General features: G+C 56.7%; 14 protein-coding genes, 1 tRNA gene and 1 pseudogene. 7 read left to right on the forward strand and 9 right to left on the reverse strand.

Going from position 1 to position 17,237, the window contains the following annotated elements; genetic code table 11:
* Window positions 1–14: 14 nt before the first annotated feature.
* The 3 genes from IK012_RS01995 to IK012_RS02005 all read left to right on the forward strand — a co-directional run bounded on the left by IK012_RS01995 (window position 15) and on the right by IK012_RS02005 (window position 2,931).
* Window positions 15–560, forward strand: a complete 546-nt coding sequence (locus IK012_RS01995; RefSeq protein WP_290949762.1) for a peptidylprolyl isomerase — start codon at window positions 15–17, stop codon at window positions 558–560.
* A 205-nt stretch (window positions 561–765) separates the two neighbouring features.
* A tRNA-Ala gene (locus IK012_RS02000) sits at window positions 766–838 on the forward strand.
* A 104-nt stretch (window positions 839–942) separates the two neighbouring features.
* On the forward strand, window positions 943–2,931 hold the full coding sequence (locus IK012_RS02005) for a M23 family metallopeptidase (RefSeq protein ID WP_290949764.1): 1,989 nt from the start codon (window positions 943–945) through the stop codon (window positions 2,929–2,931).
* Window positions 2,932–2,955: 24 nt separating this feature from the next.
* On the opposite strand, the gene IK012_RS02010 is transcribed toward IK012_RS02005, so the two are convergent.
* Window positions 2,956–3,681 carry a polysaccharide deacetylase family protein gene (locus IK012_RS02010; protein WP_290949766.1) on the reverse strand — a complete coding sequence of 242 codons (726 nt, stop codon included), beginning with the start codon at window positions 3,679–3,681 and terminating at the stop codon, window positions 2,956–2,958.
* A gap of 135 nt (window positions 3,682–3,816) precedes the next feature.
* On the opposite strand from IK012_RS02010, the gene IK012_RS02015 reads away from it, so the two are divergent.
* Window positions 3,817–4,659, forward strand: coding sequence for an undecaprenyl-diphosphate phosphatase (locus IK012_RS02015; protein ID WP_173378771.1), 843 nt, complete (start codon window positions 3,817–3,819; stop codon window positions 4,657–4,659).
* Window positions 4,660–4,678: 19 nt separating this feature from the next.
* On the opposite strand, the gene IK012_RS02020 is transcribed toward IK012_RS02015, so the two are convergent.
* From IK012_RS02020 to rpsT, 6 genes and pseudogenes are all read right to left on the reverse strand, one after another.
* Window positions 4,679–6,226: a BamA/TamA family outer membrane protein gene (locus IK012_RS02020; RefSeq protein WP_290949770.1), complete on the reverse strand. Its 1,548-nt coding sequence runs from the start codon at window positions 6,224–6,226 to the stop codon at window positions 4,679–4,681.
* 96 nt (window positions 6,227–6,322) lie between these two features.
* Entirely contained in the window at window positions 6,323–9,217 is a 2,895-nt protein-coding gene (locus IK012_RS02025) for a hypothetical protein (protein ID WP_290949772.1), read from the reverse strand.
* A gap of 5 nt (window positions 9,218–9,222) precedes the next feature.
* Entirely contained in the window at window positions 9,223–9,705 is a 483-nt protein-coding gene (locus IK012_RS02030) for a hypothetical protein (RefSeq protein WP_290949774.1), read from the reverse strand.
* A gap of 39 nt (window positions 9,706–9,744) precedes the next feature.
* Complete coding sequence (locus tag IK012_RS02035; protein WP_290949776.1) at window positions 9,745–10,131, reverse strand: roadblock/LC7 domain-containing protein; 387 nt, start codon at window positions 10,129–10,131, stop codon at window positions 9,745–9,747.
* A 423-nt stretch (window positions 10,132–10,554) separates the two neighbouring features.
* Window positions 10,555–11,142: pseudogene (locus tag IK012_RS13560) on the reverse strand (ATP/GTP-binding protein); the annotation flags it as partial.
* Between the two features lie 180 nt (window positions 11,143–11,322).
* Complete coding sequence (gene rpsT, locus IK012_RS02045; protein WP_173343556.1) at window positions 11,323–11,583, reverse strand: 30S ribosomal protein S20; 261 nt, start codon at window positions 11,581–11,583, stop codon at window positions 11,323–11,325.
* A 274-nt stretch (window positions 11,584–11,857) separates the two neighbouring features.
* Here rpsT and IK012_RS02050 point away from each other — a divergent pair, with 274 nt between their 5' ends.
* From IK012_RS02050 to IK012_RS02060, 3 genes are all read left to right on the forward strand, one after another.
* Window positions 11,858–13,102, forward strand: a complete 1,245-nt coding sequence (locus IK012_RS02050) for a DegT/DnrJ/EryC1/StrS aminotransferase family protein (protein WP_290949781.1) — start codon at window positions 11,858–11,860, stop codon at window positions 13,100–13,102.
* Window positions 13,099–13,611: an acyl-CoA thioesterase gene (locus IK012_RS02055; RefSeq protein WP_290949783.1), complete on the forward strand. Its 513-nt coding sequence runs from the start codon at window positions 13,099–13,101 to the stop codon at window positions 13,609–13,611. Before IK012_RS02050 ends, IK012_RS02055 begins: the two co-directional genes overlap by 4 nt.
* An 85-nt stretch (window positions 13,612–13,696) precedes the next feature.
* Entirely contained in the window at window positions 13,697–15,037 is a 1,341-nt protein-coding gene (locus tag IK012_RS02060) for an MATE family efflux transporter (protein WP_290949785.1), read from the forward strand.
* On the opposite strand, the gene IK012_RS02065 is transcribed toward IK012_RS02060, so the two are convergent.
* A complete protein-coding gene (locus IK012_RS02065) occupies window positions 15,034–15,981 on the reverse strand; it encodes a fibrobacter succinogenes major paralogous domain-containing protein (RefSeq protein ID WP_290949787.1) in 948 nt (315 codons plus the stop codon). The genes IK012_RS02060 and IK012_RS02065 overlap by 4 nt on opposite strands.
* A 14-nt stretch (window positions 15,982–15,995) precedes the next feature.
* Window positions 15,996–17,012, reverse strand: a complete 1,017-nt coding sequence (locus tag IK012_RS02070; RefSeq protein WP_290949789.1) for a fibrobacter succinogenes major paralogous domain-containing protein — start codon at window positions 17,010–17,012, stop codon at window positions 15,996–15,998.
* Window positions 17,013–17,237 lie beyond the last annotated feature (225 nt).

Below are 17,237 nucleotides of genomic sequence, written 5' to 3' on the forward strand. Positions count from 1 at the left end.
CCAAGGAGATTTTTATGTTCAACCAGCTCGACAAACCGCAGGCCGGCGAAACCATCGCCATCATGAAAACCAACCACGGCACCATGAAGCTCCGCCTGTTCGAAGAACGCGTCGGCGAATGCGCCACGAACTTCATCGAACTCGCCAAGCAGGGCAAGTACGACGGAGCCCCGTTCCACCGCATCATCAAGGACTTCATGATCCAGGGTGGCGACTTCACCCGCAGGAACGGTACCGGTGGCCACTCCGCCAAGGGCCCGGGCACCACGATCGGCGACAAGTACGACCCGTGCCTCACCCACATGCGCGGCGCACTCAGCTGGGCAAAGACCGCCATGCCGAACTCCATCGGCAGCCAGTTCTTCATCGTCCACGGCGACAACGTGCACTTCCTCGACCACGACCAGGTGGGCCCCGGCCCGGCTGACGGCTACTCCGTGTTCGGCCAGCTCTACGAAGGCTTCGAAGTGCTCGACGAAATCGCAGGCGTCAAGACCGACCGCATGGACCGCCCCTTCGATGACGTGATTATCGAATCCGTGACCATCGAGAAGGTGTAATTGCAGCCGCAACCGCGACGCAATCACGAGTTCCCAGTTACCAGGCAATAGTTACCAGAAGAATTCCAGAAAAAAAATTTCTTGTTTTTTGGCCATTCTAGCAACAAGGAACTTGGAACTCGCAACTTTCACTATTTTTTTTGAAAAAAATGGTGAAAACCCCTTGACAAGAGTCAAATAATTTTCTCTATTTGGCTCACCTTTCGGGGTTATAGCTCAGTTGGTAGAGCGCCTGCATGGCATGCAGGAGGTCAGGAGTTCGACTCTCCTTAGCTCCACTAAAAAGACTCGCTTAAAGCGGGTCTTTTTTTATACCCGTTCGGCACGTGTTTTTGCCAGAACAAACTTAATGCAACCGTAAGAATTTTGTATTTTTCCTTGCATGAAGAAGAATTCAAACAAACTTATCGGTAGCGCTGGGAGCGCGTTATTGTTCGCCCTGTTTGCGGGCACGGTCACTTTCGCGGAAGAATGCAATGAAGCCACCATGGACGCCTTCGCCTACGAAGACTGCCTCGCCGCAAAAGGAATCACGACAGGCACGGGAGCAGCGGTTGCAAGCGAAAGCAGCACGGAACAGACAACAAGCAAGCCGTTCTCGTACAGCCCCTTCGGACGCGACGCCTACCTCACTTCGAGCTTCGGCGAAAACCGCGGCACGCGATACCATCTGGGCATCGACTACTCCACGCAGATGGAAGAAGGCTGGGTTGTCTACGCTCCGGAAGACGGCGTGATAAGCGAAGTGAAGACTTCTCCCTTCGGCTACGGCAAGGTTCTATTCTTCAAGGGCGCTAGCGGCAAGACATGGGTTTTCGCCCACCAGAGCAGTTTCAGTCCCGCAGTAGACGAAATCGTCTACAAAAAAATGTACGACAGCAAAAAGAACGACATCTCGATTTCACCGAAAATCTCGTTCAAGAAGGGCGACACGCTCTCGTTTGCCGGAAGCACGGGCATCGGCAACCCGCACCTGCACCTCGAAGTCCGTACCGCCGACAACAAGGCGCTCTCCCCCTGCGGCGAAGGCGCACTTTGCCTGGACACCATCGCACCGCAGATTGTCGCGGCGGCGGCACTATACAAGGACGATGTCGCATTCACCTCCACGGAGGCGCTCGACAAGAAATGCGTCGTCACGCCCATCAAGAACAATTTCCAGAACGACGCGCCCGTGCACGTCGCCTTCAAGATCGTAGACTACAGCCGCGAGCCCAAGGAAAACCCGATGTCCATCCGGAGGCTCGAACTTTTCCGCTACGACGAGAAAATCTACAGCAAGATACAAGACACCATCCCGATGTCGAAGCAGCTCAGGATTCGCGACGAGCTGCTGTGGGCCGAAGAGGCGGACACCGCGGGCGACTGGCACTTCATAAACGCAAAGCTGCCGCCCCAGTCCGAATACCGGCTGGAAGTGGAAGACTACGCGGGGAACATCACCACGAAGAAGTTCTCCCTGCGCTCGCACTGCAAGGGCAATAGCGACTTCCCGAAGCAGCATTTCCAGACGACCCCGCTCATCACCTACCTCTCGAGGCCCGCGCTGAACCTTGCGCGCTGCGATTCCAACTACACGTTCTCCGCCGTAGGCAAAGAAGGTCAGATGCTCAGTTCCAACCTGTGCAAGGTATTCGGCCACAAGCTGACTTTCCTGGGCAAGATTGCAGAGACCTTCCCCGCCGCCGACAAAATCGTATACGGCAGGGGCAACGACGAGAAGACCATCTACATGACCACGCTCCGCCCGGGAGCCGCGTCGGCGAACTGGACCGTCAAGGACGAAGACTTCGAAATTTCGCAGAAGGTGTCCGGGATGGCGGTTAAAACGAACGACGGCACTCCGGTGCTCGCCTTCACAAGGAACATCACTGACAGCCTGAACTTTTTCGAATTCCACCCGAAGGGACTGCAGTTCAGCGGCAAATGGGAAGTCTGCATAGACGCGCAGACTGCCAAGGCGCCTCTCTACTGGCTCGGCGAGACGAGCCGCAACTGGTTCATCTTCAGCAAGCAGACCGGCGGCAAGAAGCGCTGCGCGAACACGAACGAACTCCGCGACATCGCATCGATAGACAACCAGGAAGTCCCGACGCTCGGGTTCCCCTACTGGGACAACGCCATCATCGGTGGCGTCCACCAGCCCGCACTCAAGATTCCCCTGCAGTTCAAGTACAACGGTGTCGAAAGCGGAAATTCCATCACGGTCAAGGCCGGCAAGAAATGGATTGCCGCCGAATACGATTCCGAACCGCGTGAAATTATACTGGAAGGCGAAAGGCTGCCCGACGAGGGCGAAAGCATCACCATCCAAATCGAAGACGAAGCAAAGCACAAGGCGAGCTACACCATTCCCGTTCCGGGCATGTAGCCGCAATCAATTTTTTAGAATCCGCTAAAGGTCGGCGTAACGCACCAGCTTACGGCCGCTGCTCAGGGCTATGCGCACGAGATCGCGCACATCGTCGTCGCGTTCGGGGAAATCCACCGGGTGCAGCGCAATGCGCGGAGTACCGAGAGGAGCGTCCAGCATCAGCGCGCCGAACTTGAACGTCGGCTTCACCATGAATTCGGGTACACCCGCAAAGCTCGCGACCGGAGAGGCGTAGCGCTTGCCGCCCACAGTCGTGAGCGAGAAACGGTCTTCGTAGAGCATCTTCATGCGGCGCACCTGCAAGGGCAGGAACTTGTTGCTGTACCATGTCGGAGGCACGAACGCCACGGGCTTAAGGCCCGCATCGGGCGTACCCTCGAACAGGGCTTTCCAGGCATCGATGCCCGCCTGCAGAAGCCTTCCGGACTCGTACTCGCTGAGTCCCGCAAATTCCGCCTCCCTGTGGGTCACGGTCATGCCGAAGAGCCCCATGTAGCTACGGCCCTGGCTGAATTCAGCCTTGTGCTTGTAGCCGTGGAGCGAAAGTTCGAACCCCTCCGCCTTGAGATCGGCAAGGGTGGAACGGAACGCCGCGACAGATTCAGCGGACGCCCCTTCGGTATCGGGAATCACGAGGATGCAGAACGGCGCACCCGCCAGGGCCTTCAGGTCCCGCAGGTACGGCAACACCTTCCGGAAATTCCAGACACTAAAATCGTGAAAACAGAGAAGGAATTTGCGAACCATGTCATGAATATAGTTAATAGTTGCAAGTTTATGTCTACCGGTTATAGGACTTCGGGCGGCAAGAAGCGCCTGTTTTCCGCATTTCTAGCAACTAGCAACTATTAATCAGCAACTCCTATTGCTATCTTTCCCGCCATGCTTGAATCCATCATTCTGGGCCTATTGCAGGGCCTCGCCGAATTTCTCCCCATTTCCAGCTCCGGCCACCTCGTCCTCGGGAAAGAACTCCTGGGCGTAAGCGAAGCGGGCATGTTCTTCGACATCATGCTCCACGCCGGCACGCTGCTCTCCATCTTCGTCGTGTTCCGCAAGAAGATTGTGGAAATCATCGTGGGCTGCATCCACCGCGACCCCGTACAGCTCAAGGAAGCGGGCTACATCGTTCTCGCAAGCATCCCGACGGCGATTATCGGCATCGGATTCAAGAAGCCGCTCGAAAGCCTGTTCGAAAACCCGCGCGCCGTGTGCGTCGCCCTGCTCGTCACCGCCACCCTGCTTTTCGTAAGCCAGTGGGGCCGTACCGGCAGCAAGCATCCTGAAGCCGAGGGCGTCAAGATGAACTGGTGGCGCGCTCTCGTCACCGGCGTCGTCCAGGGCATCGCCTGCATCCCGGGCATCAGCCGCAGCGGCTCGACCATCAGCGGCATGATTTTCATGGGAGTGAACCGCAAGTACGCCGGAGAATTCAGCTTCCTCATGAGCATTCCCGCCGTAGGTGGCGCCGCACTGCTCGACGTGATCAAGTGGGTGAAGTGCCAGGGCATGACGCCCGAGAAGGCGCTGCTCGACCCCGAAAAGGCAATGAAGTGCATCGACGCCGGCAGTTTCAGTCCCGAGCTCCTGGCCGGCATGCTCGTCGCGTTCATCGCAGGCATATTCGCGCTTGTGTGGCTCATGAACTTCGTGCAGAAGGGCAAGTTCCACTACTTCTCGTACTACCTGTGGATCGTCGGTATCCTCGGCCTGATTTTCATCTAGGCCGACTCCCGCCACCCGTCTAGAACAGCGTCCTCAAACCGAAACCGATAATGCCGTCAAGGTAGTTTTCGCCGTTCCGCAGCGCATAATACAGATTGACGCTCCAGTTGCCGCGGTACTGCGTGAAGCCAATACCGTAGTTCTGTTCGCGGGACCAGCCGTGATCGGGCGCAAGCCGGCGGTAGAGTCCGGGCTGGTAAAACGCCTCGATGCTCAAGTCATAGCCGTACTGCCAGAGGATAGCGATTTCCGAAAGCCCGTAGCTCCTGCTGCGAAGCGTGCGGTAATGCATCCCCTTGAAATTCTCGGGCCCGCCCAGAGCGAAGTAGTCCTTGCGCGCAAGTGACGCGCCTGTCGGGAAGATTCCGCCGGCCATGCCCGAGAAGCGGCTGATGAAATTGCCGTACAGCGGGAAGTACGCGAGGACGCTCGCGGTGGCACCGAGGTAGTTGTCGAGCGAGTCGGGGCGGCCCATCTTCCATGTGGCCGAGGCTTCCAGGCGCCAGCCCCTGCGCGGAAGCACGAACCTGTCCAGCGACACGTACGAAATCTCGAAGGTGGAATGCTTGTCGTCTTCGCTCATGCCGAAGAACACGCCGATACTGAAGTCGAAGCCGATGTCGCGCGTGACGCCCACCTCGCCCACGATGGTCCTTTCGATAACATCGCTCGAGGCGGAGTCCGATTCCAGAGAATCGCCGGCGGCACTTCCGTCGCCGTCAAGTGTTTCCTCGTCGAAGTTCCCGCGCACAACGACATTCCAGGCCGAGCCTAAAATCCACGGTTCCTTGTAGTAGCCCGTCAGGTGGCGCGAGTTTTCGCCCGTAAAACCCTCAAGCTGCAGGTCGCGCGCCGTCCCCGCAATATTGTACAGGCTCACGTCAAGCCTACCCTCCCAGACGTTCTCGTCGCTCGAATAGGTCAGGACGCCTTCCGCCGTAGAGACGTTCGCCTTGCGCATGCTGAACACGGGGAAAATCCTGTTGCGCGACGGATCGCGGTAAAGGCGCGCGGGTGCCGTCTTCTCGAAGTAGCCCATGCGGGCAAGCCTGCGTTCCGAGCGTTCCAGGTCCGTGAGGGAAACGGGCTTGCCATCCTCGATGCCCGAGAGTTTCGCGAACACATCGCGCTTCGTTCCCGCGGAATCAGCGTTTTCGGGCGGAGCCCACACGTAGAGCGCTCCCCGCACGATTTCAAGTTCGAGCACATGCATTCCGCGTGCGGAATCCATGCCCGCAACAGAAACAGCGCCCACAACCGCGCCTGCATCAGCAACAGCGTTCGCATCAGCGCCTGCCTGCCAAAGTTCCGCTTGCTTAAGTTCCGCCTGCCGGATTTTTCCCGTCACATGCGCCGCGACAAAACCCTGGTCCTCGTAATAGCGGGCAAGCTTGTCGGCCAGCGGTTTCCAAGCGTCACAGGGCGCGCCCAAGGCCGCATCCATCTGCGAATCGTCGAATCCGGAATGTTCGCCTGTCCACGCGATGCTGTCTACGGTACATGCGCCCACACCCTCCGCCAATGCGAAGGCCGCAAACAACATTATGTACAGCACCAATTTTTTCATATTCTAACTGCTAATTTCTCACAAGACATCTCAACAGGATCCTTCGTCTCCGCAACTATGTTGCTCCGCTCAGGATGACACATTCCACATTACACATCAGAATATCGCCCTCGCTTCTGTCGAAAGTTTCTGGAAAATATTTTCCTCGGCATCGCCGAAGCGCAAGATATAATGCAACCCGAAGGAAATGTTCTGGTTCACGGTAAACGAGAGGGACGTTTCCAGGCGGAACGTGGTTCCATCGCTGTAGCCCGACATCATCTGGTACGGCACCGCATCGTCGCCGGTCTCCACCTGGACTGTCGAGAAGCGCACGTACCCGTCAAAGCGCTTGGGGTTCTTGTAACCCAGACGCAAGTAGGCTTCCCAGAGGTAGGCGTCGAACTCGCGCCCAGCCGCTTCCTCGCCGGACCCGTAGCGGAATCGTCCGCCCGGCTCGACGCTGAAGAACTCCCAGAAACTCAGGCGGTACCTGCCCGCGACACTCCTGATGTTCCATTCCAAATCCTGGAGCGCCTGCAGCCCGACATCTTCCATGAAGGCTTCCGCACCCACGTAATGATTCTCGTTCAGCCTGTAGGAACCCGCAATTTCGTGATGGAAGAGCGACTCGTAATACTCGATAGAAGAGAGCTTCTTGTCGTACGAGGCGGAGGGCTTGTAAGCAAGCGTGGCACCCGAGGGATGCGTCCATTCCAGGTTGCCCGTCCACGACAACGTACCCGAGGAGACATCGCGCAGTCCCGACGGGAGAACCTCCGGGAAATACAGCTTGCGGCCCGTAGTGTCTTCGGAGACGGCGCTGATTGAACCGGAAAGCTTGATATCGCGAAGGATTCCACGGTCTATGCCGAAGGTCTTTCCCGGATTCCATTCGAGATTCGCGCTGAAAGACGCGTTCGAGGCGAGCACCGCCCCGATGGAATCGTTTCGGCCCATTCCCTCGTAGACGAAGTCACCGTTGTCCACGCCCTCGATAAACGCGCCGGTCAGGCTATCGTAACGCACGTCGCCCGTGCCCTTCGCCACCGCCTTGTATATGGCGGTATAGGTCTGTTCTTCAGTGAGGCCCAGTTTGTAGGCAACGTTTCCGTGGATTCCAATGCGTTCGTTGCCGAAACGCGCGTTCAGGTCGCCCGCCCAGTTGTGCTCGTCCCCGGATTCCGCCAGGTCGCGATACACGTACTGCAAATAGTGCGTGAGGTCTATTCCCTTCAGGTGGACTTCCGCGGACTGGTTCCACTTGAACTGGCGCAAAGAATCTATCCAGTTGTCTTTCAAGGGATCGCCGGTATTGCCTCCCCGGCCCGTATACGAATCGCCCCCGCGGCTCACGTTCAAAAGGTCGATGGATTCAAGTACGTTCCAGGAACTCTCCGAAAGTTTCACTCCGTAATTCGTGCGCAAATAAAGTTCCCCGTCGTCGATTTCCGCGCTGTCGCGTTCGGTATAGCGCACGTCCGCCCCGACAAAGCCCTGGAAAAAACCGCGCGTCTTTTTCACGTTCGCATAGCCCTGGAACCTTTCGCGGGCAACGTCCGTCTGGCTCTGCACATGCACGAGCGCAACCTCGGTCGAACGCCCGTCCTGCGTATTATGCGTCAGGCTCGCCTTTATTCGCGAGGAATTCCAGCGTTCATCGTCCCCTTGCCGGTAACCCCACGCAAGATTGCCGAACCATTCCGAACCCAGACGGAGCCGCATCGCGAACTCGTCGTGCCGGAAACTTCCGTTTGCAAGCAGCGCGCTGTCCAGGTCCCACTCGTCTTTCAGCCTGTACGAATTCCAGTCGTCATCGCCGCCCTTGAAATCCGAAATATCAAAGCCTTCCCCTACATAGTTGCCATATGCGGAAAACGCCACCGGTAAACGTTTCATCGCCGACGAGGAATCGGAAGTCAAAAACCAGCGGAACGCATGGGCTTCCGGGCCGCCCACGTCGTCGGAAACCGTATTGGTATCGCGCCTGGAATACGCCACTTCCAAATCGGTATAGTAGCGGTTGTCCAGCTGCGCGCGCAACCTTGCGCCCGCCATGTCCGTCCTAGACGGGCGGGAAAGCGCCCCGAGCGTATCGTCACGAACAAATTCACTTCCGTCGTCGTGCTTGAGCATCGCATAGTCGTCATCGGTCCATGCGCCCTTCTTCAAGCGGTCCACGTCGTTTTCCAGCCGGAAGCCAGACACGTCCAAGTAGAGGTTCGGATGGCGGAACTTGCCCGCAGCCGCATAGAGGCTCATTATGTTGTCATCGTCGTAAGCATCGTATTCCACGCGGATTTCATCTTCGGCGGACGGCATGCGCAGCCCCTTGAAATTCAAAAGGCCACCGGCATAATTCACCTCGTAATCCTTGCCGCGTTCGAGCTTTTCGCCGTTTATCCATACGGATTCTGAATTCGGGACGACCGAGATGTAGTTGCCGTCGCCGCTCAGGGCATAACCTTCTCGCTGGCCGCTCACACCCGCAAACGTGCGCACGGTTCGGTTCACTTCGTCGGTACCTACGGCGGCCCGCACGTCAGAATAGTTTGTCCTAAATCCAACCATACCGCCAAGCGAGGTCCGTTCCAGCGAGAACAGGCCAAGATCGGCATCCTGCCAGAGGAAGTCGCCCAGATGGAGCATCCAGTGCCTGGAGGTCGCCTTGAAATACACCTGGTCCACCTCCTGGAGCGTAGCCGTCGTCTGGTCGCCCGCACGCCTGTCCACGTCGTTCAGCAAGGCATCTATCACGACGCTGTCGCCCACGATTCCTTGGATAGAGAGCTTCAACTGCTGGTCGACCTGCGTATCGCCGTCGCCCACGGTCACCTGCATGGTCTTGTAACCGTGAGTCTCCAGACGGTTTTCGACATGCGCCGTATCGGCGGGAGCGGACGCCTCCACCTTATGCGAAAGGATATCCGGATTCCATACCGGAAGCGAATCTATATCGAGAGAAAATGCCTTCCCGACCGAAAGGGCGCCTACCCACAGCAAACGCCTCATCGGGACTACCTATTGGATTCGATGCGGAACTGCCTGCTCGACAGGAGCTTGCGCCCCGCAACAAGGTCAACGCTCCACTCTCCCGGCTTGAGGAGTTTGGGAGAAATCTCCGTATGGCACACGCCGATTCCGGACTGCGAAGATTCCTTGTCTTCGATGCCCTTGTGGTATTCAGTCGCCTTTATAATGCAGCGCACTGTCTGTATGGTGTCCGTACCCCAATACCATATGTGCAACAACGTATCGGAGGAATAACGCGCCGGATTCGATATCGTGGAATAGAAATAGAGCCTCGTGTTTTCTTCGAATACGGTATCGGCACCGAAGGGCGTCCCGCGCACCACATCGCGGCATACCACGCTCTGCGAGGGCGAAAGTTCGGCACCCGAAAAACTCTGCAACGAAGCGTCGTCCATCCAGAAACTGACGATGCGGTGTCCAAAGAAAACAAGGAAGACAAGCACCACGACGATGGTTGTCTTCCTCAAATTGCGAAGTGGCGGAATGCCGGCCACGGTAAACCCCTATTACCTGAGTTTACTTGTGTTCTGGGTGAATGCGGGAACGGCGTCCACCAGCTTTTCGACAAGCAGGCGGTTGAAGTCGTCGATGCGGTTCGGGAGCCTGGAGCCCGGGAACACCTGCACCAGCAAGAGCGCCTCGTCCACAGGAGAAATGTAGATGGAACGCTTCTCGCCCGCATAGGAGACGGACTGGAAGTTCTCGCCGCCGAGCATCATGCCCACCTGGCGGGCGGAGTCGAACGATGCCGTGCTAAGAACTGCAAGCGGAGTGGCGTCGATACCGAGGGTACCGACTTCGGCGATAATGGAACCGTCACGGTGGCAAAGGACAATGTAATCAGCCTTGACGCTGGCCTGGTAAGCAAGCATCAACCGGCGAACCTTTCCCACATCATCTGAAAAAATCGTAAAGTCGCTCATTCAAACCTGCTATGACTTTAAACCCGTTAACTACTTCTTGGGTACGTACGGACGCAGTTCAATTTCGTCGTCCGAGACCTCGGCGTTACCTCGATCCACAGATCGACCGAATGACGGCATACGCGGCGGCTGCGGGGTCGCACGCGGACGTCCGAAGGGGGACGACACCGGTTTCTGGAACGGACTGGCACCACCGGACGCCATTCCGCCGACGGGGGGCTTTGCCGCAAACGAGGGCATCTTGAACGGAGTCGCCGCTGCAGGTGCTGCTGCAGGAGCGGCAGGCTGTGCAGGAGCTGCGGGAGCCGCCTGGGAAACAGAAACGCCTTCCTTGGTGAGGCTCACGTCGTGCACGCCGGTGTTGTTCACGCTCTCAGCGGCCTTGCGCAGGAATCCCTGCTTCACGTTGAACTTCTCGATCACCAGCATGGCGATAGTCTTGAGCGTCGTGACAACACCCTTGCCGTTATGCGCCGTAGCCGGGAAGAACGGGACGTTGCGGAGGTTGAGTTCCGCGTTCATCTCGTCGAGGGTAAAAACGTTTTCCATGTCGCGCTTGTTGTACTGGAGCACGAAGGGCATGTCGTCCAGATCCATGCCGTAATCCTGCAGATTCTGGCGAAGGTTCTGGAGGCTCTCCAGGTTTTCGGCCTGGCGGGAGCGCTGCGAGTCGGCCACAAAGACAATACCATCCACACCGCGAAGCACAAGTTTACGGGTGCTGTTGTAATAGACCTGACCGGGAACCGTATAAAGCTGGAAACGAGTCTTGAAACCCTTGATATCGCCAAGATTTAGAGGAAGGAAATCGAAAAACAGAGTACGGTCGCCCTCGGTTGCCAGCGACACCATGTCCGTGCGCTTGTCCTGGGGCATCTTCTGGTGGATGACCTGCAGGTTCGTAGTCTTACCGCTAAGACCCGGCCCGTAATAGACCACCTTACAACTGATTTCGCGTGTTGCAAAATTGATTGAAGACATCACTAATCCTTGATACTTGCGATTAATCTAGTAAATTATTTGCGTATCTGTATGTGAGTCAACGCAAACAGGGCCCTCATTGTGTCCACGGCCACGCCAAACGCATTCTTCAAAAACAGAAAATACCGATGCACGTAAGTGCACCGGTTTTAAGACCGATTCAAGTCTTGTTACGCCTGATTAGGCGAAACCGTTGACGAGCTTTGCGACCTTAGCCTTGTAGTTGGCAGCGCGGTTGGCATTGAAGCCGGCGCGGCTCTTGTTGGCAGCGACGTCGAGAAGACGGAAAAGCTTCGGCATTTCGGCAAGGGCGGCATCCTTGGTGGTGGCCGTACGGATGACCTTGAGGCTTGCGCGAATTTCGGCGCGGGCTGCACGGTTCATGGCATTGGCCTTTTCGGCCTGACGCAAACGCTTTTTGCAAGATTGATGTTGAGGCACCTTAAATCTCCGGGTAAAACCTACTTATAAATTTTTGTAGGGACAAAGATAGTAAACAATGGAAATTTGTCAACCCCCCCACATTTGCTAATTTCGTTAAAATTGCGCCCAAAACGAGCGCTTTTAGCCAGGCTCGGCCCTATCGAAGCAAAATTCCTTTGCTACGGCACTCGCCATTGAGGCACTTCGTGCGTTTTTTTGCTAGGCACAGAAATGAGTCTGCAAGCAGCCTCGCTTCACTCGCCCTACGCAAAAATGCTAAATTTTGCCCATTATGATGCCTTTCGTGAACATTACAGGGCAACGGGATGCCTACCGCGAGGAGTTTTTGGCCGCAGAACGGGCCGTCCTCGATAGCGGATGCTATATCGGCGGGCCCGAAGTGGCCGCCCTGGAGGCGGAACTTGCGGATTTTTGCAATTCTGCGGGTCGGAATGCCGGGAAGGGCTCTTTTTTGGGGGGTATCGCAGGAAGTGACCGCGCGGAGCCAAAAACCAGGGCCGTAACGTGCGCGAGCGGCACCGACGCCCTCACCATCGCCCTCATGGCCCTCGGGCTTAAACCGGGGGACGAGGTCATCGTGCCCGATTTCACGTTCATTGCACCGGCGGAATGCGTCGCGTTTCTGGGCGGCATACCGCGGTTCGCAGACATCGACCCCGAGACCTTGCAAATCGACCCGGAAAGCGTAAAGGCGCTAATCGGCCCAAAGACGCGCGGGATTATCGGCGTGGACCTGTTCGGGCAGTGCGCGCCGTTTGCACATCAGGCAGAAACAACGCTGTGGGAAATCGCCGTCGTGAACGACCTGTGGCTAGTGGAAGATGCGGCGCAGGCATTCGGCGCAGAGTATAGAATTTCGTCCGAATTTGGCAGCATAGCACAACGCGCCTGTACCCTCGCGACCATTTCCATCACGAGCTTTTACCCGAGCAAGCCGCTGGGATGCTACGGCGACGGTGGCGCGCTATTCACCAGCGACCCGAAGCTGGAAGCGAAAATCCGGCAGATCGCGAACCACGGGAGTACCGGCCGCTACCTGCACGAATCCGTCGGCATCAACAGCAGGCTCGACGCCCTACAGGCGGCCATATTGCGGGTAAAGCTCCGCCACTTCGAAGACGAACTGAAGGTGCGCCGCGAGAACGCCCGCAAGTACGACGAGTTTTTCGGCGCTTTGAACGACGCCGGCGGCATTGACGGTGCAAAAATCGTGCCGCAGCAAATCGGTGCAAATTGCAAGACGCCGAAACTTGAGATAAACTGCACGAGCACCTACGCGCAATATACGGTGCTGGCCGACAACCGCGAAGCGTTTATTGCAAAGCTAAACGCAGCCGGAATCCCGCACTGCATCCACTACCCGCAGCCGCTGCACGAACAGCCCTGCTTCAAGGGACTCGCGCAGGGAAGCGAGAACAAGAACGCCATCATGGCGAGCCAGAAGGCCGTAAGCCTCCCCGTCTGCGCGTTTACCGATGTCGACTTTATCATAAACAAGCTGAGGTCCGTCCTATGAGAAACACCGACCTGATCCCCGAAATTGCGAACGACATGACCCCCCGCAAGGTCAAGGACTCGCAGACCGAAACGCACGCCATTGTGCATCCGGACAACACGAACGCGCTCCACAACGCCTTCGGGGGCTACCTGATGGGCCTCATGGACGTGGCCGCCTGCGTGGTCGCCTTCAACCATGCGGGCCGCAAGGTGAACACCATCTCCATCGACGGGGTAAGGTTCTTCCGCCCGGCAAAACTCGGCACCATCCTGAACATCCACGCGAGCCTGAACCGCGCGTTCAACACCTCGATGGAAATCGGTCTGAAAATCACCGAGACCGACCCGGTAAACAAGCAGGAACTGCCCATCGCGCACGGCTACTTCACGTTCGTCGCCATCGGCGAAGACGGCCGCCCCACCGCGGTCGCCCCGGTAGAGCCCGAAACCGCCGAAGAAAAGCGCAGGTACGAACAGGCGCTTGTCCGCCGCGAAGCCCGAATTGCATTAGGGAAGAAGCTGGTATAGCAGCGGCGCGGCCTGTATACAGGCGGAACCATTATTTATGTCCGGGGCTCTTTCTGAGCCCCCTTCCCATTTCTAAAATTTAGGCATGCGCGGAACACAAAAAGACGTCAAAGACCGTTCCCTGATAAGCCTCTCCTGGCCGCTTATCCTCACCTTCGCCGTGGGCATGATCCAGCCCATGATGGACAGCTGGTTCCTTTCGCGCACATCCGAAACCGCAGCCGCCGGCGTCGGCGCCATGCTCCCCATCCTCGGGGCGCTCTTTACCGCCCTCCACGCCTTCTCGCAGTCGGGCGCGAGCATCGTCTCGCAGTACATCGGCGCCAAGCAGAACAGCCACGCACGCAGCACGCAAACGATGGTCCTCTTCGGGAGCATCTTGCTCGGGGTGGCCCTCACGCTCCTCATCTACCCGCTTTCGGGCACCATTCCCCGCTGGATGGGCCTGACAGAAGAACCCGCCGAATACGCGATGCAATTTTTGAGCGTCGTCTCGTTCGGGTTCGCCTTCCGCGCGCTGCAGACCATCCTCACCGCCCTCATCGCCACGCACGGCCTTACCATCTGGAACCTCGTCGGCAACACGCTCACCATCGCGAGCAACGCCGCCCTGAACGTCGTGTTTTTGGAAGGGCTCTTCGGACTCCCCAAGATGGGCGTGCACGGCGTGGCCCTTGCCACAGCGCTCTCGTGGCTGATATCCTCGTGCATCCTCTGGCTCGTACTCAAATTCAAGGTGCATCACCAGAGCAAGGCCCGTGACTGGAAGCGCTCCCGCATCCTTCTCCCCGACTGGATACGCATCGGCCTCCCCGCCGCCGCAGAACCCATCAGTTTCCAGCTTTTCCAAGTGTTCATCACCGCGATGGTCGTGTACGTAGGCACCACCGCCATGACCGCCCGCGTATTCGCAGGCAATTTCGCCGCTTTGTCAGTAATCCTCGGAGTCGGCCTCGGCAGCGGAAACCAGATTCTCGTGGCACATTTGGTTGGTGCGCACGATTTCGACAAGGCGAACCGCCGCGTGCGCCAGACGCTTGCCATCGGCATCACGAGCGGGCTCTTGCTCTCGATTATCGTAGCGCTTTTGGGCGAACATTTGCTCAGGCTCTACACCGACAATCCCGAAGTACTCCGACTCGGAAAAATTTGTCTCTGGTGCGACGTAGCCGTGCAACCCTTCAAGGCAGTAAACTTCATCGTCACCACCTCTCTGCGCGCCGCGGGCGATTCCAAGTTCCCCGCCATTGTCGGAAGCGGAATGATGTGGACGCTCGGGCTTGTCACCTCGCTCATACTCGCGTTTGCATTGGGGCTCGGGCTGCCGGGACTTTGGCTCGGCATGGCCGCTGACGAACTCTACCGTTCGTTTGCCAACATCTGGCGCTGGCGCAGCGGCCGCTGGAAAAGCAAGGCCGTGGTTTAGTTCTGGATGCAACGGACTGAGATACCAGCAGGCTTTTCTTCTTTGCTCAGAACCGCATAGTCAAAGGCGTATGCCATACTCACAGCATTCCCGTAGTCGCTATCGTATTCGGTAGAACTCCAAAAAATTGCATAGAAGCTCTCGTTATTGAATTTTCCTCCATAGCAGGATCTGCCACCAGTAGGGAGCGCAGAAAAACCGAATACATCCGTGCCATTGCCAATATGAGTGTAATAGTCATCCCAGCCGCTAGTAGACTTGAGCACTTTACCTTCTTCCTTTGATCCTCCACCAACTACCGTGAATAGAACATCCCATTCACCATTGTCTGGCAGATGCCAGCCCTCGGGACATATACCACGCACAGGATATGTCGGTGAACAGATTTTATCAGAACCGCAATCTTTGCCGTTCCCACTCCAGATGCCCACGCTGTCCATAGCTATCGCCCAAGTATAAAAGCGGCCGTATTTGGTGCAGTTATCCGAGTCATTGTCGTAGCACCAGCTAGTGGAATCAGAGGTAATTTCCCTAAAGGAATAAGGAACGTCCGTGAATGCGTAGTTGAGATTCTCCGCCATCCACCACTGGTCACCTATCTTCACGGTTTTGTAGGTCTGACCATCGCGGTCATCCACCAACTCGCCGTATTCGCAGTTGTCTTCCGTTTCTGTTTTGCAGCCTATTCGTGAACTAGACGATAACTCCACCGAACTGCTGCTGGACTTGGCGCTGGAAGAGGACTTCACAGAACTGCTACTCGACTTGGCGCTGGATGAAGACCCGTCATCGCAGTCATCGCACACGCTCGACGACGACCAGTCCGAAGGCCGCGTCGCGAAACTGCTATCGTCGTCACTACAGGCGACAAACAGAGCCGCACAAAGAAACGCTATGGACCCTATCGCGGCGCTCCGCTTGCTCCAGGGTGACAGTTTAGACATATTTCCTCCTAAAACTAATCCTTGATGCAGCGGACCGAAAATCCGCCTTCCTTGTCGCCGTTGAGCAGGAACGCTTTGTTGCTGTCGTCATACAAACACAGGTCGTACACAGACCCGCCGTTATTTTGCTCAGTAGAACTCCAGATACGCGCGCCCTCGCCCTCAATGGCGTAATTCCCTTCGTCATACCTGCGACCGGCAGGGAGCGCCGAGAACCCAAAGGCATCCGAACCGTTACCACTGTTATTCCATCCGGATGTAGACTTGAGAACCCAGCCAGCAACCGATGAGCCACCAACAGCGATGAACAACGTTTCCCATTCAGTTTTGCTAGGCAGGTGCCAACCACTAGGGCATATGCCGCGCACGGGGTATGTCGGCGAGCAAGTCTTGTCATAACCGCACCCCTTGCCGTTCGTACTCCATATACCCGCACTGTCCATAACTGTCGCCCAGTCGTATAGGCGACCGTATTTTGCGCAGTATTCTGCAGAGTCGTTATAACAATAACCACTCGCCGTATCGTAATTCAGGTTCTCCGCCATCCACCACTGGTCACCAATTTTCACTGTCTTGTAAGCCTGGCCATCACGCTCATCCACCAATTCACCATATTCGCAGTTGTCTTTACTTTCTGTCTTACACCGAGTCGCCAAAGTGACCGAACTCGACGACTCCGCCGAACTGCTACTAGACTTAGCGCTGGAACTAGACAGGAGATCCCCAGACGAGCCGGGGATGACAGATGAGGACGAAGACTCCGCAGAACTGCTGCTTGACTTAGCGCTGGAACTAGACAGGAGATCCCCAGACGAGCCGGGGATGACAGATGAGGACGAAGACTCCGCCGAACTGCTGCTGGATTTAGTACTGCTACTGGACACACTTGTCTCACTATCGTTCGACTTCGGTGTGACGCTGGAAGAAGACCCGTCATCGCAGTCATCGCACACGCTCGACGACGACCAGTCCGAAGGCCGCGTCGCGAAACTGCTATCGTCGTCACTACAGGCGACAAAGAATGCAGCCAAGATAAGCGAAAGTACAAGATGTATGGATCCTCGCCTACGCGAGGATGACCGCAATCCAGGATGACACCACAAATTCGTCATATTTCCTCCTTTTTCCATTATCTGCATAAAATATAAGATATCCTTTTACGCTCAAAATACCGAAGTGGCGGTGAAATCGGAACTTTTTTGCTATTTTCACCGCCATTTTATTAATTTATCTGCAAGCAATCAGCAAAAAAAAAA

This window comes from Fibrobacter sp., from assembly GCF_017551775.1.
In the GTDB taxonomy this organism is placed as follows: domain Bacteria; phylum Fibrobacterota; class Fibrobacteria; order Fibrobacterales; family Fibrobacteraceae; genus Fibrobacter.